This window comes from Saccharopolyspora tripterygii (assembly GCF_054778355.1).
On record NZ_BAAGZP010000008.1, the window covers coordinates 513,894 to 534,448 of the forward strand.

The 20,555-nt window shown below is 67.6% G+C and carries 22 protein-coding genes and 4 tRNA genes; 22 read left to right on the forward strand and 4 right to left on the reverse strand.

Going from position 1 to position 20,555, the window contains the following annotated elements; translation table 11 throughout:
- Positions 1-249 precede the first annotated feature (249 nt).
- The 4 genes from ACYVF3_RS07955 to ACYVF3_RS07970 all read left to right on the forward strand — a co-directional run bounded on the left by ACYVF3_RS07955 (position 250) and on the right by ACYVF3_RS07970 (position 4,165).
- On the forward strand, positions 250-831 hold the full coding sequence (locus ACYVF3_RS07955) for a hypothetical protein (protein WP_461153536.1): 582 nt from the start codon (positions 250-252) through the stop codon (positions 829-831).
- On the forward strand, positions 828-2,207 hold the full coding sequence (locus tag ACYVF3_RS07960) for a YfjI family protein (RefSeq protein ID WP_461153537.1): 1,380 nt from the start codon (positions 828-830) through the stop codon (positions 2,205-2,207). Before ACYVF3_RS07955 ends, ACYVF3_RS07960 begins: the two co-directional genes overlap by 4 nt.
- 252 nt (positions 2,208-2,459) lie before the next feature.
- The gene (locus ACYVF3_RS07965; RefSeq protein ID WP_461153538.1) at positions 2,460-2,795 is read left to right on the forward strand and encodes a helix-turn-helix transcriptional regulator; all 336 of its coding nucleotides are present in this window, start codon (positions 2,460-2,462) and stop codon (positions 2,793-2,795) included.
- Entirely contained in the window at positions 2,792-4,165 is a 1,374-nt protein-coding gene (locus tag ACYVF3_RS07970; protein WP_461153539.1) for a tyrosine-type recombinase/integrase, read from the forward strand. The genes ACYVF3_RS07965 and ACYVF3_RS07970 overlap by 4 nt, the downstream gene beginning before the upstream one ends.
- Positions 4,166-4,667: 502 nt before the next feature.
- Here ACYVF3_RS07970 and ACYVF3_RS07975 read toward each other — a convergent pair.
- The gene (locus ACYVF3_RS07975) at positions 4,668-4,952 is read right to left on the reverse strand and encodes a hypothetical protein (protein ID WP_461153540.1); all 285 of its coding nucleotides are present in this window, start codon (positions 4,950-4,952) and stop codon (positions 4,668-4,670) included.
- Between the two features lie 383 nt (positions 4,953-5,335).
- Here ACYVF3_RS07975 and ACYVF3_RS07980 point away from each other — a divergent pair, with 383 nt between their 5' ends.
- Entirely contained in the window at positions 5,336-5,626 is a 291-nt protein-coding gene (locus ACYVF3_RS07980) for a hypothetical protein (protein WP_461153541.1), read from the forward strand.
- Positions 5,627-6,183: 557 nt separating this feature from the next.
- On the opposite strand, the gene ACYVF3_RS07985 is transcribed toward ACYVF3_RS07980, so the two are convergent.
- Positions 6,184-6,265 (reverse strand) — tRNA-Tyr (locus ACYVF3_RS07985).
- Positions 6,266-6,339: 74 nt separating this feature from the next.
- Positions 6,340-6,648 (reverse strand): hypothetical protein, encoded by a 309-nt coding sequence (locus ACYVF3_RS07990; RefSeq protein WP_461153542.1) that lies wholly within the window; start codon positions 6,646-6,648, stop codon positions 6,340-6,342.
- Positions 6,649-6,915: 267 nt separating this feature from the next.
- Here ACYVF3_RS07990 and ACYVF3_RS07995 point away from each other — a divergent pair, with 267 nt between their 5' ends.
- The 13 genes from ACYVF3_RS07995 (at position 6,916) to rplA (ending at position 15,736) form a co-directional block, all read left to right on the forward strand.
- Entirely contained in the window at positions 6,916-7,176 is a 261-nt protein-coding gene (locus ACYVF3_RS07995) for a hypothetical protein (protein ID WP_461153543.1), read from the forward strand.
- A 60-nt stretch (positions 7,177-7,236) separates the two neighbouring features.
- Positions 7,237-8,211, forward strand: a complete 975-nt coding sequence (locus tag ACYVF3_RS08000) for an alpha/beta hydrolase (RefSeq protein WP_461153544.1) — start codon at positions 7,237-7,239, stop codon at positions 8,209-8,211.
- A gap of 314 nt (positions 8,212-8,525) precedes the next feature.
- Complete coding sequence (locus ACYVF3_RS08005; protein ID WP_461153545.1) at positions 8,526-11,153, forward strand: putative bifunctional diguanylate cyclase/phosphodiesterase; 2,628 nt, start codon at positions 8,526-8,528, stop codon at positions 11,151-11,153.
- Between the two features lie 132 nt (positions 11,154-11,285).
- A tRNA-Thr gene (locus tag ACYVF3_RS08010) sits at positions 11,286-11,358 on the forward strand.
- 102 nt (positions 11,359-11,460) lie between these two features.
- Positions 11,461-11,536 (forward strand) — tRNA-Met (locus ACYVF3_RS08015).
- Positions 11,537-11,600: 64 nt separating this feature from the next.
- Positions 11,601-11,765: a 50S ribosomal protein L33 gene (gene rpmG / locus ACYVF3_RS08020; protein ID WP_132621563.1), complete on the forward strand. Its 165-nt coding sequence runs from the start codon at positions 11,601-11,603 to the stop codon at positions 11,763-11,765.
- 135 nt (positions 11,766-11,900) lie between these two features.
- Positions 11,901-12,350: an FAS1-like dehydratase domain-containing protein gene (locus ACYVF3_RS08025; protein ID WP_461153546.1), complete on the forward strand. Its 450-nt coding sequence runs from the start codon at positions 11,901-11,903 to the stop codon at positions 12,348-12,350.
- Positions 12,347-12,772 carry a MaoC family dehydratase gene (locus ACYVF3_RS08030; RefSeq protein ID WP_461153547.1) on the forward strand — a complete coding sequence of 142 codons (426 nt, stop codon included), beginning with the start codon at positions 12,347-12,349 and terminating at the stop codon, positions 12,770-12,772. Before ACYVF3_RS08025 ends, ACYVF3_RS08030 begins: the two co-directional genes overlap by 4 nt.
- A 185-nt stretch (positions 12,773-12,957) precedes the next feature.
- Positions 12,958-13,030: transfer RNA gene (locus ACYVF3_RS08035), tRNA-Trp, on the forward strand.
- 30 nt (positions 13,031-13,060) lie between these two features.
- Positions 13,061-13,435 (forward strand): preprotein translocase subunit SecE, encoded by a 375-nt coding sequence (secE, locus tag ACYVF3_RS08040; protein ID WP_145741365.1) that lies wholly within the window; start codon positions 13,061-13,063, stop codon positions 13,433-13,435.
- 79 nt (positions 13,436-13,514) lie between these two features.
- Positions 13,515-14,345: a transcription termination/antitermination protein NusG gene (gene nusG, locus ACYVF3_RS08045; RefSeq protein ID WP_461153548.1), complete on the forward strand. Its 831-nt coding sequence runs from the start codon at positions 13,515-13,517 to the stop codon at positions 14,343-14,345.
- A gap of 154 nt (positions 14,346-14,499) precedes the next feature.
- Positions 14,500-14,934 carry a 50S ribosomal protein L11 gene (rplK, locus tag ACYVF3_RS08050; RefSeq protein ID WP_145741368.1) on the forward strand — a complete coding sequence of 145 codons (435 nt, stop codon included), beginning with the start codon at positions 14,500-14,502 and terminating at the stop codon, positions 14,932-14,934.
- Positions 14,935-15,028: 94 nt separating this feature from the next.
- The gene (gene rplA, locus ACYVF3_RS08055) at positions 15,029-15,736 is read left to right on the forward strand and encodes a 50S ribosomal protein L1 (protein WP_461153549.1); all 708 of its coding nucleotides are present in this window, start codon (positions 15,029-15,031) and stop codon (positions 15,734-15,736) included.
- 211 nt (positions 15,737-15,947) lie between these two features.
- Here rplA and ACYVF3_RS08060 read toward each other — a convergent pair whose 3' ends face one another.
- On the reverse strand, positions 15,948-16,727 hold the full coding sequence (locus ACYVF3_RS08060) for a hypothetical protein (protein WP_461153550.1): 780 nt from the start codon (positions 16,725-16,727) through the stop codon (positions 15,948-15,950).
- Positions 16,728-17,020: 293 nt separating this feature from the next.
- Between ACYVF3_RS08060 and rplJ the strand changes: the two genes are divergently transcribed.
- The 4 genes from rplJ to ACYVF3_RS08080 all read left to right on the forward strand — a co-directional run bounded on the left by rplJ (position 17,021) and on the right by ACYVF3_RS08080 (position 20,543).
- A complete protein-coding gene (gene rplJ, locus ACYVF3_RS08065) occupies positions 17,021-17,536 on the forward strand; it encodes a 50S ribosomal protein L10 (protein WP_461153551.1) in 516 nt (171 codons plus the stop codon).
- Positions 17,537-17,668: 132 nt separating this feature from the next.
- Positions 17,669-18,055: a 50S ribosomal protein L7/L12 gene (rplL, locus tag ACYVF3_RS08070; protein WP_461153552.1), complete on the forward strand. Its 387-nt coding sequence runs from the start codon at positions 17,669-17,671 to the stop codon at positions 18,053-18,055.
- Positions 18,056-18,462: 407 nt separating this feature from the next.
- Positions 18,463-19,758: an ABC transporter ATP-binding protein gene (locus ACYVF3_RS08075; RefSeq protein WP_461153553.1), complete on the forward strand. Its 1,296-nt coding sequence runs from the start codon at positions 18,463-18,465 to the stop codon at positions 19,756-19,758.
- Complete coding sequence (locus ACYVF3_RS08080) at positions 19,755-20,543, forward strand: MlaE family ABC transporter permease (RefSeq protein WP_145741381.1); 789 nt, start codon at positions 19,755-19,757, stop codon at positions 20,541-20,543. The genes ACYVF3_RS08075 and ACYVF3_RS08080 overlap by 4 nt, the downstream gene beginning before the upstream one ends.
- Positions 20,544-20,555: the final 12 nt, after the last annotated feature.

Here is a 20,555-nt window from a genome sequence, read left to right on the forward strand (position 1 = left end):
GCACCGTCCTGCTCCTCGCCATCGTGTTGGCCACGTTCGGTTACGGCGTGACGTGCTGGTTCTGGCCCTTCAAGGCCTGCCGCACCTGCCGAGGCACCGGCAAATTGCGCTCCCCGTTCCTGCGCGCCATCCGCCTCTGCCGGCCCTGCAGCGGCACCGGACTCCGTCTCCGTGCCGGCCGCCGGGTCATCAACGCCGCTCGCCGTATCCACCGCGCCAACCACCACCGCCATTGACGAGGTGCCTGCCATGACGAACCCGAGCGAAGGAGGGCCGATCGTGCCGAAGCTGGAGAACCCTTACGGCGACACCGAGTTCGACCCGGTGCGGACGTTTCTGGGCTGCCTGATGTGCTGCTCCGCCGAGCGTGCCCGTGAGTTGCTGGCCGGGATGCGCCCTACCGATGCCGGTCATGGCGTGCGGGAGGTGGTGTTCGAGCTGGCCGTGCGGGTCACCGCTGCGGGGATCCCGCCGGGCCCGCAGGTGTTGGTTGCCGAGGCTCGCCGTCGTGGCCTGCTGGCAACAGCGGATCAGGTGCACAGCGTGGCGATGTGGGTGTTTGAGACCTACCAGCAAGCGCCGTGGCCGGAGGCCGGCTGGTTCCTGCGCACCGCGGTTCTCGAAGCCGCCTATCGCCGCGCGGTCGGCGAGCACGCCCAGCGCCTGGCCCAGGCCGCCGAAACCGCCTCGGTCGAGCAGCTGCCCGCCTTGGTCGAGCCCAGCGATGAGCTGGTGGACCTGTGGCAGCGCTTGGCCGCCGACCTGGCCCGCTGGCAGCGTGACACCACCCCGGACGTCACCGACGTGATCGAGTACCGGAGGGCCGCATGACCGGCGCAGAACACCTCCACCAGGAGGCCGACGAGGGTGGCCGGGTGGTGCCGTTCCCGACGCCGGCCGGTGAGGACGAAACCCCATTGCAGGTGGTCGGGTTTCCCAACCTCGCTCCTGCGGCGTTGCAGGGCACCGCGGGGCGCATCGTCCGCGAGGTCGCCCCGACGACCGAGGCTCATCCGGCGGCGCTGCTGGCGATCCTGCTGTCGAGCTTCGGCGCGTGGGTGGGCACTGGTTCCTACCTCTACCGCGCCAACTGCGTCCATCCCGGTCGGGTGTGGCCGCTGATCACCGGCCGGACCTCGGACGGGGCGAAGGGCACGGCGCAGGCGGTCATCGAGCGGTTGTTCCGCGAGGTCGCCAAGACCACCGACTGGCCGTTGAAAACGGTCCGGGGCCTGTCTTCGGGTGAGGGGCTGATTGAGCAGGTTGCCGACGAGAAAGACGACGACACCGGAGACATCACCCCACGCGCCGACCGGCGGCTACTGGTCGTGGAGGAGGAGTACGCGAAGGTGCTGGCCCAGTTCGAGCGCTCGGGCAACACCCTGTCGATGACCCTGCGGGAGGCCTGGGACGGCAAGAGCCTGCAATCGGTCACCCGCTCCAACCCGGTCACCGCCACCGACCCCAGCATCACCGTCATCGGCCACGTCACCCCGCGCGAGCTGCGCGAGCGCATGACCAGCGCCGAGGTGTTCGGCGGTGGGCTTAACCGGATGCTCATCGTGGCCAGCCGCCGCACCCAGCTGCTCCCCGAGGGCGGCAACCTCCCCGACGGCATGGTCACCGACCTCGCCGGCCAACTCGCCGACCGCCTGCGCAAGCTCTCCGGGCTCGGTGAGGTGCCGTTCACGCCGGCCGCGATCGAGGTGTGGGAGCCGATCTACCGCGAACTCGCCCGCCCCCGACCGGACGGCCCGGTCACCGCACTGCTGGCCCGTGGACGGCCCATGATCCCGCGCCTCGCGCTGGTCTACGCCCTCATCGACGGCAGCCAGGCCGTGGACGCCGAGCACCTGCACGCGGCCCGTGCGCTGTGGGCTTACACCGAGGAATCCATCCACTGGCTCTACGGCCAACTCGACGACCAGGAAGAAGTCGAACGCCTCATGGCCTGGCTCGCCGAAGCCGGCGAGACCGGCCGCAGCAAATCCGACGTCTACAACCTCTTCGCCAAACGCAACAAGAAAACGGCCGAGCAGACCTTCGACACCCTCGCCCTGCTCATCCGCGACGGCATCGTCACCCAGGAAACCCGCACCGCCAGCGGCCGAGGCCGACCCGGAACCCGCTTCACCCTCCGCCCCCAGGCCCGCCAGTCCTACGGAACAAACGGAGAAACGGAACAACCCCCAGCCGAACCACCCTGACCAGCACAGACAACCCCGCGAGTTCTTCCGCACCCTATACGGAAGAAGTGCGGAAAAAGTCCCCGCACCCGACTTCTTCCGTAGTTCTTCCGTAGCCACCCCGGAAGAAGTCGACCCACCAAAACCACAGGTCACCCGCTGAATGCACGGACTTCTTCCGTTCTTCCGTTTCTTCCGTAGACCCACCGCACCCACCAGCCCGCATAGCGCGGGCAGGGCACGCACGTGCCCGACCAGGGGAGGAACCAAGACATGGAAACGCGCTACGCGCCCATTCCTGTCGCTGAGGACCCGAACCGGCACGGACGGGTCAGTTACCCCACGCGTCATCAACACCAGGGGGATCGCATGACCAACGCTCAGGACTCGCAATTCGGAGGTCGTGCCGCCGGTGCAGGCAAGCGCATCGGTAGCTGGATGACCGTTGAGGACTTCTGCCGAGAGCTTCAGATCTCGCGGTCCACTTGGAATGACTGGCGGGCGAAGGGAAGGGCGCCGGCATGCGTGCGCCTCCCCAACGGCTCGCTGCGCATTCGACGCGCGGCTTTCGAGAACTGGCTCAGCGTCCTGGAAGGGGAGTGCGCATGAGCAAGACGACGTACAAGGCTCAGATCTACTCGATTCGGCGTCGGAAGAACGCGAAGGGGAAGGTCACCAGCTACCAGGTTCGTTGGGACACCGTGCGCCCGAACGGCGAGCGCGCGGAGCACACAGAGTCCTTCAAGAACTCGACGCAGGCGGACAGTTTCAGGTCTCAGTTGGTCAGCGCCGCCCGCCAAGGTGAAGCGTTCGACTTCGAAACCGGCCTTCCGGTGCGGATGTTGATGAAGGACTCCCCGAACCCGCCGTGGCTCAAGTTCGCGCAGGATTTCATCGACATGAAGTGGACAGAGTTGGCGCCGAAGTCTCGGAAATCCCTGATCGACAGCATGGTGTCGGTCTCGGCCGCGATGTTGACCGACGAGTGGGAGGAGGGACCGAAGTCGCTGTACCGAGTTCTGCGCCGTTCGCTCAACCCGACTACTCGTGAAGCCGACGCCCCAGCTGCGTCGGAGTCATGGTTGACCGCTCACAGCCGCAAGGTGTCTGAGCTCGCGGACCCTGAGATTTTGCGCGCTCTCTTGGCAGGGCTGGAGCGCAGGCAAGACGGAGAGCGTGCAGCCCAGGACACGATCCGCCTGCGGAGGACGGCCCTTCGGGACGCGATTGGCTACCTCCTTGAGAAGGAACTACTGGACGAGAATCCCATGGACGAGGTCCGCGTGAAGCGAGCAAGCGTCAAGCTGAAGCAGGTTGACCGCCGGTCCGTGGTCAACCCGGTCCAGGCTCGGACGCTGATCCTGGCCGTGGACGAGATCGCTCCAAGGCTGACGGCGTTCTTCGCCCTCATGTATTTCGCGGCTCTGCGCCCCGAAGAAGCCACGAATCTCCGGAAGCGGAACCTGTCGCTCCCGGAAAGTGGGTGGGGAGAGATCGTCCTTGAGAAGGCAAGTCCCGAAGTCTCGGGCGTGTACACGGATAGCGGGAGTGCGGGAGAAGAACGCTCGCTTAAGCACCGTGAGGATCAGGTCGGGCGTAGCGTGCCGTGCACTCCTGAGCTGACCGAGCATCTGCACCGCCACCTTGAGCGCTACGGGGTCGGCCCGGACGGGCTGTTGTTCTGGGGGCGGCGGAATCGGGGCCGGTTGTCCAGCACCGTTTACGGACGGACATGGGCGAAGGCTCGAACGGAAGCGTTTGAACCGAGCGTGCTGCGGTCACCGCTCGCCCGACGCCCTTACGACCTGCGACACGCAGCAGTGTCGACCTGGCTTAACGCTGGAGTGGAGCCGACCAGGGTCGCTGAGTGGGCAGGACACAGCGTTGGGGTTCTTCTGCGGGTCTACGCGAAGTGTCTCGATGGTGGGGAACAGGCAGCGCGTCAGCGGCTCGGGGCGGCACTCGGGCACAACACCTAGGCACTCCGCAAACCAGACTATTCACGTCGCACATGTCTACTGAACTGGGGTGACACGGCATGTGTGATGGGCGGGGCGTCGAGGGGTCCTGCTGAGTCGGGGCGGGCGTTGGTCGAGGGGCGCCCGCCCCATTCCTCCCACGCAACGACTTGTCCGTGATCCGAGCAGGATGGAGGTACGGGAGCCGCCTCGGGCGCCCCCGCACCACGATCCTTTTCGGGGGCGAGGCACCCCACTCCGCCAGGCACGGGCGCGGAGCGCCTCGCCACGTTGTTCCACCGCCCCAGACTCACGCGCGGGCACGGCTCGGAACAACCCCAGGTCCCGCCCCTCATCGGGCCCTGCTGACCGTCCTGGACCGACACAGCGCACCCAGGACGTACAACGAGGATGGAACGTCGGAAATCCTCGTCGAGGAATGAACCTAATGCCGTGTTTTCCCGGCCGTGTGACTCACATCCGGCTTATCCACGATCGTGTGATCCGAGATCGAGTTGGTGACTCATGCGCGGGCGATCACAACCACGACACCCAAGGCGTGCTGCACGTAGGAGAGCTGGGCGATCTCGGGCGCGCTCACCGGTGCTCCGCTCGATGCGTCCCACAGCGTGTCGAGCAGGGAATACAGCTCGTCCAAGGTGCTGGTGATCACCGGGCCGTAAGCGGCCAACTCTGGTCGCAGCTCCTCAGCAGGCAGCGACGCCGCCCGCGACGCCGCCAACTGTGCGAAATCCCGGGATTGGTATAGGAATTCGATGGGATCACCGGATTCGGGGGTGTGCGACACGAGTAGGTCACCCTTTCCTCGTCGGGGTGGGCGGAATGCCGTTGGCCCGGCCCCTCGACGGGCCACCGGCATTCCGAGCCCCTCCGACTGTGCGGGAGCCGGGACGGTTTCAATACACAACACCAACCCCCGCAACGAGTGACACCTCTTTTCGGGTAAAGCAGCCGCTACATAATCCATTCGGGGTGGCGCCGACCGAAAATAGTTCGAAAAACCAGGGATTCGTAATTCGTATGCTGTGCAACGAAGGTTAGCCTAAGAGAACAGGAATTCCGTTCGGGTTTGCTGTGAGCGGAACGAAAAGCGAGAGGCTGATCCCTCGCCTGGGTGGCTGCGGAGTGGCGGAGAGCCCGTGCCGCGCGCGGGAGTGGTACTCCGGACGCATGGGTGAGAGTGATGTGACAAGCAGCGCTTTCCTGCTGTGGCTGGCGGATCAGGCTCATGGGCCGGATCCCCTGGAGTTCCTGGGCGAAACTGCCGGGGACAAATTAATGCCCGGCGAACTGGAATACCTAGTGGGGCGGCTGGTCGAGCTGGAACTCGTGCGGGTGCAGGCGTGGCGGGAGTATCGGCGAACGCCTGCGCGGGTCGCGCTCAGCCCGCGAGGCCGCCAGTGCGTTCTGAGCTTCGGTGGTGACGCCGCCGCGTGGATCGAGACCATCGTCCCGACCTGATCAGTGCTTGCGCTCACCGGCGCGTCCATACGTCGACCGCCACCGCCTTGTTGATCGCCACTCGCGCGCACTCGCAACTGTCGGCGCCCGACCTGTCTCACCGACTCGCGCGGCCACGCCGGACCCATGCTCATCGTGCCGCTCGCGCTCGCCGCCGGTGTGTGGGTGGACCTCGGCCGGCTCTCCCGTGCCCCCGCCGGATCCGTGTCCTTCCCCGGGTGAGCAAACCGCGTGGTTGTAGACCTCGACGGGCTCATGCGCTCATGGGTTGCCGGGGTCCGCTACAGCGTCCGGCTCGGTGATGGTGGCGGAGGCACCCCGCATATCGGATGGGTGCCCGCTGACGTAATTCGTCTCCGACGTGACGCCCGCGCCCGAAAGGACTGCGGCTCAGCTCGCGGACGTCGCTGTGCTGCCGACCGGTCAAGCCGCAGTGGGTGTGTCCAGACATTGTCCAGAAGCTGTCGTACTGAGCCGGTGGGAGCCGTACACAGCCGGACAACGCGAAACGGCCCCCTGACCGCTTAGTAGCTGGTCAGGGGGCCGTTTTGACTGGGTGCCGGGTAGAGGATTCGAACCTCTGAAGGCAATGCCGGCTGATTTACAGTCAGCTCCCTTTGGCCGCTCGGGCAACCCGGCGTGCGCACCAGCTGCGCTGGCTTGCGGGAAAAAGAATACAGTCCGCTCGGCGGGGATCTTCGGTGGGGTCGGCGTCAGGCTTCCTCTGGGCGGAACACCAGGTCGTTGGCTTGCGCCTCGCCCGCCTTCAGCGTGTCGAGGGCGTCCGCGGTGAGGGTTCCGGGGAACTCCGGGCCCGCTGCCTTGATCAGCACCATGAGGCGTTTCGCGAGGCCTCGGGCTTGGGTGAGGCGGATCTGGGGTGCGGCGAGCTGCTCGCGGGACTCGGTGAGCATCTTGCGGTAGCGGTGGTTGAGCGGTGCTTCGGCGTCCAGCAGCTCCAGGGCTCGCGTGAGATCCGCGAGCTCCGCCGTGTCCACCTGCACGAAGTACGGATCTTGCACGGGCCTGACCTTAGGGGTTCTTGCGGTCTCGCGTTGCTTGGCGGTGCGGGTGGCGGAACCTCACACGCCGTCTGGACTCCGTGCGCCACTCCTTTTGTATGCCAATACACGGCGTCGCGGCGTACTCGCCAGACGACGTGTGAGAACCCGCGGCGGTGCGGGGCTGAGTCCCACACCTGAGGCAACGGCTCCGCCGCACTCTGAAACGCCCCCTTAGTCGCGGCCGATTGACGGTGCTCCGGGTGCTTCGCCGGGTTAGCGTGGTTCATGGCCATCGACCGGGTGGGACGTGCGCGGCGGCGGCAAGCGCTGCGGGACTCCGAGCGCGCGCACTCGTACGCGCCCGAGCGCGCCACGGTCGGCGCGTCGGTGCTGGGTGTCGAGGGCCTGTTCAACCCAGGGGCGAGGCACCAGCTCGAACAGCTCGCGCACCACGCCGTGGTCAAGGAGGACGACCGCGAATCCGAGGGTCGCGGGCCGCTGGACCTGGAAGGCCAGGTCGTCCGGATCAAGCGCCAGGGCTCGTAGTCGATCGTGGTGCGTGCCCGCCCGATGCGCGCGGTCGCTCCGACTACGTATGTTCGGGGTGTGCCTTCGAGCGCTCCATCGACTCCAGGATCGGGCACCGACGTCGGCCCCGGTTACCACGACCACCTGCACTGGCAGCGGTACCAGGCGTTCTTCCCGGGCGCGCTGCGGCTGAGCGCCGCCAACGCCCCCGAGGAGCAGCGGTGGCGGTGGCGCGGCCTGGACGTGCACGTCGACCGCGTGGACCGGCCCGACGCGCCCGCCAAGGTCATCGCGCTGCACGGAGTCGGAACCTACGGGCGGATGCTCGCGCCCTACGGCAGGCTGCCCGCGCTGGCCGACCTCGAGTACATCGCACCCGACCTGCCCGGATTCGGCCTCACCGGCACGGCGCTGCTCGGCGCGAAGTACTCGGACTGGGTGGCCTGCGCCCGCGACCTCGTCCGGCGCGAGCAGGCGCGGGACTCGCGACCGGTCGTGCTGCTCGGGGTGAGCACCGGTGGTCGCCTCGCCTACGACGTCGCCGCGACCACCCGGGTCGACGGTGTCATCGCGACCTGCCTCGCCGACCCGAGCCGGGACGAGGTCAGGCGGGTGCTGGCCGCGCGACCCGAGATGGCGCGCTGGGCCGGTCTGCTGTCCCTGGTGCGGGAACCGCTGTCCGCCGTGCGTGTCCCGGTGCACTGGATGGTCAACATCGCGGCCGCCGCCAACCAGAGCCAGTTCGCCAACCTCGTGTGGGCCGACGAGCTCGCAGGCGGCGGCTGGATCTCGCTGCGCTTCGCCCGCAGCTGCCTGGCCACGGGGCCCGCCGTTCCGCCCGAGCGCTTCACGAGCACCCCGCTGCTGCTCGCCCACCCCGACGAAGACCACTGGACGCCCCCGCTGCTGTCCGAGGAGTTCTTCCGCCGGATCGCCGCGCCGAGGAGGTCCGCAGCGCTGCGCGGAGCCGGTCACCTGCCCGTCGAGGAGTCCGGTCTGGCCGACCTGGACCGTGCGGTGCGTGACTTCCTGGACGAATTCGATCTTCAATGACTACTTCGTGTGGCGGAATCGAACACGTACCGTGAGGGCGATCTGATGTTGCTGCGGTGATCCTCACAAAGTTGCGATTCAGCCGTCAGAAGCACAAGCATTTCTGTCGCTCAGCGCGCTCGGCGAAAACGCCGCAGGTCAGCGAGGTCGTCGGGGGAAGAGGGTTCGCGCCACCCGCCGGTTGAACTCATCTGATGCGTGCATCCGGAGTGGGCTCGGAGGTCCATTCGACCCTGGCCAACGGTGCTCTTGTCAGTCACGATCGGCGTACGCACATATGTGGTACGGCCGTATCGCCAGCGGGAGGAGCGTGGATGATCGAGCGTCACCGCTCCCTTGATCCGCAGCCCGGTCTTGAAGCCACCAGGCCACCGGTCAGAGCCGAAGTCGATCCGGTGCGTCGGCGGACGTTCGGCATCTTCTCCTTCGTGGTGCTCGCGGCGGGCGTGTGCGTCTCGCTGCTGACCTCCGGCGGGTTGCACGAGCGCTACACCCCCGAGCTGCTGTTCATCGGTCCGCTGCTGGCCGTCGGGTTCCTGCTCGCCGAGCAGCTGACCATCGACGTCGACGTCAAGCGCGTCGGCTGGACCATCTCCTTCACCGAGATCCCGCTGCTGCTCGGACTGCTCACCGCGCCCTTCGAGGTGGTGCTCGCGGCGAACCTGCTGGCCGGGCTCGGCGCCCAGGTGGGCAGGCGCGCGGCCACCCACGTCGTCTACAACGCGGGCGTGCTGTGCCTGGAGATCGCGGTCCCGTTCGCGGTCGCCAACGCGGTCAACCAGGCCCTCGCCGGCGTCGCCCCGGACTGGTTCGGACCCGTCCTGGGCACCTTGACCTCGCCGCTGATCAGCTGCGGTTTCGCGCTGGCGGCGCTGACCGTGCTCGGCGGCGCGATGAAGGTCGCCGCGGGCGCGCGACTGGCCGCGCGCACCCTGGCGGTCGGCCTGCTCAACACCTCCGTCGGCTTGATCGCCTACGAGGTCGCCATCGGCACCCCGTGGGGCTGGCTGCTGGTCGGGCTCGTCGCGGTCGCCGTGATCGGTCTCTACCGCGCCTACTCCGACCTGCTGCGCGAGCAGCGCGACCTGGAAGCGCTCAGCGACGTCAGCCTCAGCGTGGCCCGCTCCGGGCAGGGTGCGCCGACCGCGCCCGACCCGGTCGGCGAGCAGGCCGTTCCGGTCGGCGAGTGGGAGCCCGTCGCGGAGCGGATCCGCGAGCAGCTCAACGCGACCCGGGTCGTGCTGCGGCTGCGCCTGGACCCGCGCGGTGAGGTCACCACGCTCGTCGCGGGTGAAGGCCTCCCGGACGCCGCGATCGAGGCGGCGCCGGACGCGCTGCGCGACGACCCGCTGCTGCAGCTCCCCGGCAGCCACGTCCGCTCCTTCCGGACCCTCGAAGCGCCGGAGGAGGTTCGCCGCGTGCTCCGGCAGCGCGGCGCCTACGAGGCGCTGGTCGTCCCGCTGCGCGGGGCCAGCCAGCTGCTCGGCGCCGTCGAGGTGCATGACCGGGTCAGCCGCTGGCGCGGGTTCGGCCGCGCCGACGTGCGGCTGCTGCACACGCTCGCCAGCCACCTGGCCACCGCGATGGACAACCGCAGGCTGCTGGCCAGGCTGCGCCACGACGCCTACCACGATCCGCTGACCGGCCTGCTCAACCGCACCGGCTTCCGCGAGATCTCCGGGGACGAACTCCGCAGCGGCCGCGCCGCGGTGGTGCTGCGGGTCGATCTCGACCTGCTCACCACGGTCAGCGAGGCCCTCGGCTACACCTGGGGCGACCGCATGGTGGTCGCCGCGGGACAGCGGATGCGGGAAGCCCTCGGCGACGCCCCGCTGGCCCGCTTGGAGGCCAACTCCTTCGCGGTGCTGCTGCTCGATCACACCGAGGAGCAGGCGCACCAGGTGGCGTTGCGGGTGTGCGAAGTGATCGCCATGTCCTACCCGCTGGACCGGATAGTCGTCGAAGCGGCCGGAGTTGCCGGTTACGCCTCCTCGGCGCCCGCCGACGGTGAGGCCGAGACCGACGTCGACACGCTGCTGCAGCACGCCGACGTGGCGGTGCGGGCCGCGCGCAACGGCGAGGACGAGGTGCGCTGCTACGCCCCGGCCATGGGCCAGGTCTTCCTACGCCGATTCCAGCTGGTCACCCAGTTCCGGCAGGCGCTGGACACGGGCCAGGTCGAGGTGCACTACCAGCCCAAGGTCTCGCTCCCGGAGCGCCACGTCGTCGGCGCGGAAGCGCTGGTGCGCTGGTCGCACCCGGAGTACGGGCGGCTGGATCCCGACGAGTTCGTGCCGTTGGTGGAGGCCACCGGCCTGGTCGACGCGCTCACAGCGTTCGTCATGGAATGCGCGCTGATCAAGATCCGGCAGTGGCTCGACCGCGGGCTGCGGATGTCGGTGGCGGTGAACCTGTCGGTCCGCAACCTCGCGGACGAAACCTTCCCGGACCGGGTCGCCGAAGCGCTCGAACGCCACGACATCCCGCCGGAACTGCTCACCCTGGAGCTCACCGAGTCCAGCGTGATGGCCGACAAGGAGCGGTCGCTGCCGGTCCTGCGCCGGCTGCACGCGATGGGCGTGGTGCTCGCGGTGGACGACTTCGGCACCGGCTACTCGTCGCTGGCCTACCTGCGGCAGCTGCCCGTGGACGAGGTCAAGATCGACAAGAGCTTCGTGCTGGGCATGGGGACCGATCTCAGCGATCTCGCGGTGGTCCGCACGATCGTCGAGCTCGGTCACTCCCTGGACCTCGCCGTGGTCGCCGAGGGCGTCGAGGACGACGCCGCGCGCGATCAGCTGGTGGGGATGGGCTGCGACGTGGCCCAGGGCTACCTGATCTCCCGCCCGCTGTCCGAGGACCGCTTCGAGGCCTGGCTGCAGGCCCGCACGAAGCGCGATCGGGGCAGCCGCGAGGAGACCGTGCTCACACTCCTGCACTGATGTCCGAATTCGCCCGATCCGGTGTACTGTGGCCTGAAAGGGCGGCCGTGACCTGCGTTTTCGCGAAACCGCACCCCCCGTTTCAGAGGGGTTCGGCAGGTGTGTAAAGTTCTAATCGCTCCGCAAGGGCACGCCCCAATAGCTCAGTCGGCAGAGCGTCGCCATGGTAAGGCGAAGGTCTACGGTTCGATTCCGTATTGGGGCTCGAAAGGCAGCCGCGGTGCTCGGTAAACTGGGTGCTGTGGCTGTTTTGCGTGGGATATCCTGCGTCGCTTGAGGCAACCGGTGCACACCGCGGCCTCGGCATGGCGGTGTAGCTCAGTCGGTAGAGCAAGCGGCTCATAATCGCTGTGTCGCCGGTTCAAGTCCGGCCACCGCTACCAGTCACGGGTTCGCAAGGATCTCTCCAGCGAACCGACCTGTTACGACCGAGAGAAAGGCACCCCCGTGGCCGCCACCGACGTTCGACCCAAGATCACGCTGGCGTGCGAGGAGTGCAAGAACCGCAACTACATCACCAACAAGAACCGGCGCAACAACCCGGACCGCTTGGAGATGAAGAAGTTCTGCATGAACTGCGGCACGCACAAGCTCCACAAGGAGACCCGCTGACCCCAGCGGTTCCTTCGCGAACGCCTTCAAGAGCCCGTCCCCGAGCAGGGGGCGGGCTCTTCTCGTCCCCGGTTCCGGGTCGGGTCCGGGAAAGCGGCCGGCGCCGATCTCGCTCGGACCTAGTAGCCTTCGCCCGTGCCGCTCGACCAGTCATTCATCGGACGTGAATATCCGCCCACCGAGCCCTACGAGGTGGGTCGGGAGAAGATCCGCGAGTTCGCCCGCGCGATCAAGGGCGACTCCCCGCTGCACCACGACGTCGACGCGGCCAAGGCCGCCGGCTACCCCGACGTCATCGCCCCGCCGACCTTCGCGGTGATCCTCTCGATGGCCGCGCAGGACCAGATCGTGGGCGACGAGCAGCTCGGCCTGGACTACAGCCGGGTGGTGCACGGCCAGCAGGACTTCGTCCACCACCGGCCGATCCGCGCGGGCGACCGGCTGGTGACGGTCGCGCACGTCGATGACATCAGGGCCCGTGCGGGCAACGACTTCCTGACCGTGCGCGCGGAGATCGCGACGACGGACGGCGAGAGCGTGTGCACCGCTACGTCGATGCTCGTGGTGAGGGGAGCCGAGGCGTGAACGTGAAGCTGTCGGAGATCGAGGTCGGGGACCAGCTGCCGCCGCTGAGCGTGCCGCTGGAGCGCTCCGACCTGGTCCGCTACGCGGGGGCTTCGGGCGACTTCAACCCGATCCACTGGAACCAGCGGTTCGCCGAGGACGTCGGGCTCCCGGACGTGATCGCGCACGGGATGCTCACGATGGCCGTCGCCGGGCGGTTGGTGAGCGAGTGGACCGGGGACCCGGGCGCGATCGTGCGCTACGGCGTGCGGTTCACGCGGCCGGTGGTCGTCCCGGACGACGCGGACGGGGCCCTGGTGAAGCTCAGCGGCAAGGTCGCCAAGATCAACGACGACGGCACGGTGAAGATCAGCATCACCGCCTCCGCGGCCGATCAGGGCGTGCTGGGCGGCGCTTCGGCGACGGTCCGCCTGCCCGAGTGACCTGCGGAAGCGCTCGGCTCACCAGCGGCGAAGTCGTGTTCTCGCCAACACGGGGGGTGCCGTTGGAAGAGCGTTCTCCGCGTGCCGTACACTTTCGAACTTGGGATGCCTGAGCACCTTGAAACCTGAGTTTCAGGGCTGGTGAAGGGCGTCCCGACTTTGCGGTCGGGCTTCACGGGCCGCAGAGGGGTGTAGCTCAATTGGCAGAGCAGCGGTCTCCAAAACCGCAGGTTGCAGGTTCAAGTCCTGTCACCCCTGCGTCGATGCGACGGTGAGCGGAGGATGGTCGTGAGCGAGGACCGCGAGCAGGGCCAGGACGGTGCGCGCGAGAACGCACGCCCGTCCAGCGCCGCGGCGCGGCGCGAGCGTCGTGCTTCCGCCCGCTCCGAATCGGGTTCCGATTCGGCGCGCACAACTGAGTCGAAGGGTCGGCCGACTCCCTCGCGGGACGGTCGGCAAGGTCGGGTTTCGCCGTTCCGGAAGATCGGGCGCTTCCTGCGCGAGGTCGTCGCCGAGCTGCGTAAGGTCATCTGGCCGACGCGCAAGCTGCTGATGACCTACACGCTCGTCGTGCTGGTGTTCGTCAGCATCATGGTGGCGTTCGTCGCCGGTGTGGACGTGCTCTTCGCGAAGGGCGTGGGCTGGCTGTTCGGCGCTGGCTGAACCTCCGGTCCCGCCCAAGTGGTGCCGGAGGCGGAACGACGACCCGGCACGCAACGCACGAGAGGAAGCGAGACCGACTGTGACCTCGCACGAGGAGACCTCCCAGGAAGCCACCGGCCTCACCGAGGAGCAGGTGCAGCCCGAGGCTGCCGAAGCCGAGGCCGTGGACGTCGAGGCTGAAGAGGCCGGCGCAGTCGATTCCCCGGAGACCGACTCCGCCGAGGAGAACGCCGACGACGCCGAGCAGGCCGCTGACGGCGAGGCCGCGTCCGGCGAGGCTGAAGCCGAGGAAGCTGACCCGGTCGAGGAGCTGCGCGCCGCGCTGCGCCGCGCCCCCGGCGAGTGGTACGTGATCCACTCCTACGCGGGCTACGAGAACAAGGTCAAGACCAACCTCGAGACCCGTGCTCAGACGCTCGACGTCGAGGACTACATCTTCCAGGTCGAGGTGCCGACCGAAGAGGTCACCGAGATCAAGAACGGCCAGCGTAAGATGGTGCAGCGCAAGGTGCTGCCCGGCTACATCCTGGTCCGGATGGATCTCAACGACCAGTCGTGGAGCGCCGTGCGCAACACGCCGGGCGTGACCGGGTTCGTCGGTGCCACCTCCAAGCCGTCCCCGTTGACCATCAACGACGTGCTGAAGTTCCTCGCACCGCAGGTCGAGGAGAAGAAGCCGGAAGCAGGCAAGAAGGCTGCTGCGGGTCAGACCGCCACGGCCACCAAGCCTGCGGTCGAGGTCGACTTCGAGGTCGGCGAGTCCGTCACGGTGATGGACGGCCCGTTCGCAACGCTGCCGGCCACCATCAACGAGGTCAACGCCGACGCACAGAAGCTCAAGGTGCTGGTGTCGATCTTCGGCCGCGAGACCCCGGTCGAGCTCTCGTTCGACCAGGTCTCCAAGCTCTGACCGCTCTCCCGGCTGCGGGAGCGCGGCGGGCTGCGCGTGGATCTGGCAGGACCCGCGCAGCAGGGGCGATTCCACCGTCTCGTGGTCTCGCCAGATTCGGTGCCGCCTTCCGGCGGTGCCGAGCAACCGGATAGCGAAGACACAGGAAGCAAACATGCCGCCCAAGAAGAAGAAGCTGGCAGGGATCATCAAGCTGCAGATCTCGGCCGGCCAAGCCAACCCGGCTCCGCCGGTCGGCCCTGCGCTGGGTCAGCACGGCGTCAACATCATGGAGTTCTGCAAGGCGTACAACGCGGCCACCGAGGCCCAGCGTGGCAACGTCGTGCCGGTTGAGATCTCCGTGTACGAAGACCGGTCCTTCGACTTCAAGCTGAAGACCCCGCCGGCCGCGAAGCTGCTGCTCAAGGCCGCTGGTGTGCAGAAGGGCTCCGGCGAGCCGCACAAGTCCAAGGTCGGCAAGGTTTCCATGGAGCAGGTCAAGGAGATCGCGCAGACCAAGATGGAAGACCTCAACGCCAACGACATCGACCAGGCCGCGAAGATCATCGCCGGCACTGCTCGTTCGATGGGCCTGACGGTCGAAGCCTGAGCCGCTGCCGGTTCGACCGGCGCGCGCAGGTCGTGGGAGGGCTCATGCGCAGCCTGACCAACCACAACTGATCCAACCTGAACTTAGGACAGACATGGCACAGCGCAGCAAGGCATACCAGCAGGCGGCCGAGCTGATCGACCGGGAGCGTCTCTACACCCCGTCGGAAGCCGCCGAGCTGGCCCAGAAGACCACCAAGGTCAAGTATGACGCCACCGTCGAGGTCGCTCTGCGGCTGGGCGTCGACCCCCGCAAGGCAGACCAGATGGTCCGCGGCACCGTGAACCTGCCGCACGGCACTGGTAAGACTGCCCGCGTCATCGTGTTCGCCACCGGCGACAAGGCCGCTGAGGCCGAGGCCGCCGGCGCGGACGCGGTTGGTTCCGAGGACCTGATCGAGCGCATTCAGGGCGGCTGGCTCGATTTCGACGCGGCGATCGCCACCCCGGACCAGATGGCCAAGGTCGGCAAGATCGCTCGGGTTCTCGGCCCGCGCGGTCTGATGCCGAACCCGAAGACCGGCACCGTCACCCCGAACGTCACCAAGGCGATCGCGGACATCAAGGGCGGTAAGATCAACTTCCGCGTCGACAAGCAGGCCAACCTGCACTTCATCATCGGCAAGGCGTCGTTCGACACCCAGAAGCTGGTGGAGAACTACGTGGCCGCGCTGGACGAGATCCTGCGCGCCAAGCCGTCGGCGTCGAAGGGCCGGTACCTGAAGAAGGTCACCTTCACGACCACGATGGGCCCGGGCATCCCGGTGGACCCGGCCGTCACGCGCGCGCCGGCCGCCTCCTGACCCGAACCCCTTCGAAAGAGGGCGAACGCTCACCGAGCGTTCGCCCTCTTTCGCATTCACGGGTCGGGTGAAGTGAGAACGGGCCATGATCGATATCCCATTTGCCCGGTCGGTTCTGGCGAGAAACCGCCACTCGCCGAAATGTGACGGCGAGTGGCGGAGCGATTACCGCTGAGGGGCAATTCCCGGTTTCTCAGGAATTGAGGTCCGGTCAGGGGCAGGCGGAAGACGTCAGGGCGTATGCGGAGATGGTCCAACCGCCTTGCGGAGTTCGGGTGAGTTTGAACGTTCCGAGTTCCGGGCCGCCCCGGACCTGGATTCGGCAACCCGGAACCTGGGCGTCCGGTCCGCTCTCCACGATGGCGTCGTGGGCGAATTTGGGATTCGCGTACGAGTTGGGATCGGTGATCTTCGCGTGCAGTCCCCGAGCCGCGCTTTCGCAGTCCGGCGCTCCGTAGGCGGTGGCGAAACCGTTCCGGCCCTCGGCGTTGAACAGCGCGCACGCCTGCTCCGGCGGCTCCGCCCGCAGGTAGTTGAGAACGCTGCGAATCGCCTGCTGCGGGTTCTGCGCCGTCATGGGCACCGTGTCGGCCGGGGCGCTGCCACCGGTGCCGCCGCCCGATGAACCGCCGCGATCGCCGAAGTAGTGGTCGTAGGCCAGGTTCAGCAGGAGCAGGGCGACCAGGACGTAGATGATCCGCCGGACCCACTTGTAGCGCAGCGCGCCGAGAGCCTTCTTCCACCAAGGCTTCTCCGGTTCGGGCGCGGGCGCGCCGGTGCCGCCGCCCTGGGAGGCCTGCCACTCCTTGAACCGCTTGAACTCCAAGAACTCCTGGTACTCCGGGTCCGCTGAGCTCGGGTCGGCAGCCGCTTTCGCAGCGTCGCCGCGCGGAGCCGGTTCCGGCGACCGGTCGCGCTCGGCGATCTCGACGACTTCGGCGTCGACGATCTCGGGCAGGTTGTCGGAACGCGGTTCCCGCTGATCAGCCACGCACACATGATGCCGGGAGATGGGGGCCGGTGGAAGCGCCCCTCCGGGGTCGAGTACTCTTGTCGAGGTTCCACCCAAGACCGCTGGTCTTCCTCACCGCTCGGCGACGGGCGAGGAGGAACTAAGGTCCCGTGAGATGCGGGCGGCCTGCGCAGGAGGGACGAGGCTGGTCGCGCGTGTCTTGTCGCGCGCGCACCGATTTTCACGCCCCGTGCTGCCCTGCGCCGGGGCGTTTTGTCGTCTCAGGACCGACTGGATGGGTCAGCCACAGTCGGAAACAGAGAGGAGGCGACATGGCGAAGTCCGACAAGGTCGATGCGGTCAGCGAGATCTCGGAGAAGTTCACCAACTCCACCGCTGCCGTTGTGACCGAGTACCGCGGGCTCTCGATGGCTCAGCTGTCTGAGCTGCGCCGCGCACTCGGTTCGAACGTGAGCTACCGTGTCGCGAAGAACACGCTGGTCAAGCGTGCCGCCGAGCAGTCGGGCGTCGAGGGCCTCGACGACCTGTTCGTCGGCCCGACCGCGATCGCCTTCGTCGAAGGCGAGCCGGTCGATGCGGCCAAGGCGATCAAGGAATTCGCCAAGGGCAACCAGAACCTGGTGGTCAAGGGCGGGTACATGGACGGCCGCCCGCTGTCCGTGTCCGAGGTCGACAGCATCGCTGACCTCGACTCGCGCGAAGTCACGCTGGGCAAGCTGGCCGGTGCCATGAAGGCCAAGATGAGCGAGACCGCCGCGCTGTTCGTCGCGCCGGCGTCTCAGGTGGCTCGCATGGCCGCCGCCCTTCAGGAGAAGAAGGGCGAGTAAGGCTCCCCGCAGTCCGCAGTGGACGGTGCGCGGAGCGCGCCGCCCATGTGGGCCTGTGGAAGGTCTTTCGCGCGAAACCCCCTTACCCGGATACCGACGGTGCCCGGGCACTGAGCAGAAAGGAACGCCGACATGGCGAAGCTGAGCAACGACGAGCTGCTGGACGTCTTCAAGGAGATGACCCTCCTGGAGCTGTCGGAGTTCGTGAAGCAGTTCGAGGAGACCTTCGACGTCACCGCCGCCGCCCCGGCCGCGGTCGCCGCCGCCCCGGCCGCCGGTGGCGAGGCCGCCGAGGCTGAGGAGCAGGACGAGTTCGACGTCGTGATCGAGAGCGCCGGCGACAAGAAGATCCAGGTCATTAAGGTCGTCCGCGAGATCGTCTCCGGCCTGGGCCTGAAGGAGGCCAAGGAGCTCGTCGAGGGCACCCCGAAGGCCATCCTGGAGAAGGTCGACAAGGAGAAGGCCGAAGAGGCCAAGGGCAAGCTGGAAGAGTCCGGCGCCACCGTCTCCGTCAAGTGACTCCCTGCCCGGCCGCTGGGCATCTCGCCCGGCGGTCCGGGTAGCGGGACCTGACCCCGCGGCGGTGCGAAGGCGGGCTCCACGGCTCGCGGTCGTGCCGCTCGCTACGGGTTCGCAAAACAGGTTCCGAAGTCGCTGGAGTCTTTGACTCGCTGTGAGAGAACGGGCACTCGCTGTTGCGGGTGCCCGTTCTCTTTTCCTTTGCGCGGAAACGAGGACCTTTTTTCGGACGTATCCGAGAAGGATCCTTGATTTGTGGTGAACTCATGAGTAACCCTGCTGCGTCGAGCTCGTTGCATAGGTGTGACGCCAACTACCTTCGTTAGGCGCGTCACGTGTGCGAGGGTGCTTCTCCGGGGATGGATTACGTCCCCGGAATCGGTGTAATCGAGGACGCGGAGGTTCGGATGGGCGTCGAGGTGGTTGTCGATGGGCTCTCGAAGTCCTTCGGCCCGCAGACCATCTGGCGGGACGTCTCGCTGAATCTGCCTCAGGGCGAGATCAGCGTGCTGCTCGGGCCTTCCGGCACCGGCAAGTCGGTGTTCCTGAAGTCGCTGGTGGGTTTGCTCAAGCCGGACGAGGGCAAGGTCGTCATCAACGGCACTGACATCTGCACTTGCTCGGAAAAGGATCTTTACGAGGTCCGGAAGCTTTTCGGCGTGCTGTTCCAGGACGGCGCGCTGTTCGGCTCGATGAACCTCTACGACAACATCGCCTTCCCACTGCGCGAGCACACCCGCAAGAGCGAGACCGAGGTCCGCAACGTGGTGCTCGAGAAGATGGAGATGGTCGGTCTCATCGGCGCGGAGGACAAGCTCCCCGGTGAGATCTCGGGCGGTATGAAGAAGCGCGCGGGTCTGGCCCGCGCTCTCGTGCTCGACCCGGAGATCCTCCTGTTCGACGAGCCGGACTCCGGTCTGGACCCGGTCCGGACCGCGGTGCAGAACCAGCTGATCGTCGACCTCAACGCGCAGATCGACGCGACGTTCCTGATCGTCACGCACGACATCAACACCGCGCGGACCGTGCCGGACAACATCGGCATGCTCTACCGCCGCAACCTGGTGATGTTCGGGCCGCGCGAGGTCCTGCTGACCTCCGACGAGCCCGTGGTGGTGCAGTTCCTCAACGGCCGGCCCGACGGCCCGATCGGCATGAGCGAGGAGAAGGACACCGCGCTGGTGGAGGCCGAGCTGGCCAAGCACGGTCGGCCTCAGGTCCCGCAGATGATGCCGCAGCTGGAGGTCAGCCCCGGCCTGCCGGACCGCTCCGCCGTGCACCGCCGCAAGGACCGCGTGCTGCGTCAGCTGCGCTCGCTGAATCCCACCGCGCAGGAGGAGATCCTCAAGAGCCTGACTCCGGAGGAGCTGGCGCTCTACGGGTTCAAGTCACCCGCGACCGGTTCGTGGCCGCAGCAGCAGGCGGCTCCCCAGCGGCAGGCACCGCAGCAGCAGGCACCGCAGCAGGTCGCCAACCCGCAGCAGCCGCCGCAGCAGTTCGCGCAGCAGCAGGCCGCACCTCAGCAGCCGCCGCAGCAGTTCGCGCAGCAGCCGGCCCAGCCCCAGCAGGCGCAGCAGCAGCGGCCTTCGCCGCACCCGCGCCAGCAGGAGCAGGAACCGGTGTGGCCCGGCGGGTTGCAGGCGGAGGAAGAACCCGCGGGCGGTCGTCGTCGCTGGTTCGGACGCAAGCGGGGTGAGCAGTGAGCGCGTCCCGGGTGCAGTTCCCCGGTGCCGGTGGTCTGCGCCAGACGGGCAAGCTGTTCGCGCTGGGCATGGACATCGTGCGGGCCATGCCCTCGCGACCGTTCCAGATCCGCGAGTTCATCCAGCAGTGCTGGTTCATCGCCAGCGTCACGATCTTGCCGACCGCGCTGGTCTCGATCCCCTTCGGCGCGGTCATCGCGCTCCAGCTCGGATCGCTGACCAGGCAGATCGGCGCCCAGTCGTTCACCGGTGCCGCCAGCGTGCTGGCGATCATCCAGCAGGCCAGCCCGATCGTGACGGCGCTGCTGATCGCCGGTGCCGGTGGTTCGGCGATCTGCGCCGACCTCGGGTCGCGCAAGATCCGCGACGAGATCGACGCGATGGAGGTGCTGGGCGTTTCGCCGATCCAGCGCCTCGTGGTGCCCAGGGTGCTGGCCGCGATGCTGGTGGCCGTGCTGCTCAACGGCATGGTCAGCGTCGTGGGCGTGGTCGGTGGCTACACCTTCAACGTGATCATGCAGGACGGGACGCCAGGCGCGTACATGGCCAGCTTCAACGCGCTGGCCCAGCTGCCGGACCTGTGGATCAGCGAGCTCAAGGCCCTGATCTTCGGCTTCTTGGCGGGTGTGGTGGCCGCCTTCCGCGGCCTCAACCCACCACCGGGTCCGAAGGGCGTCGGGGACGCCGTGAACCAGTCGGTCGTGATCACGTTCCTGCTGCTGTTCGCGGTGAACTTCATCCTCACGACGCTGTACATGCAGTTGGTCCCGCCAAAGGGAATGTGATGGCCGCCAGGG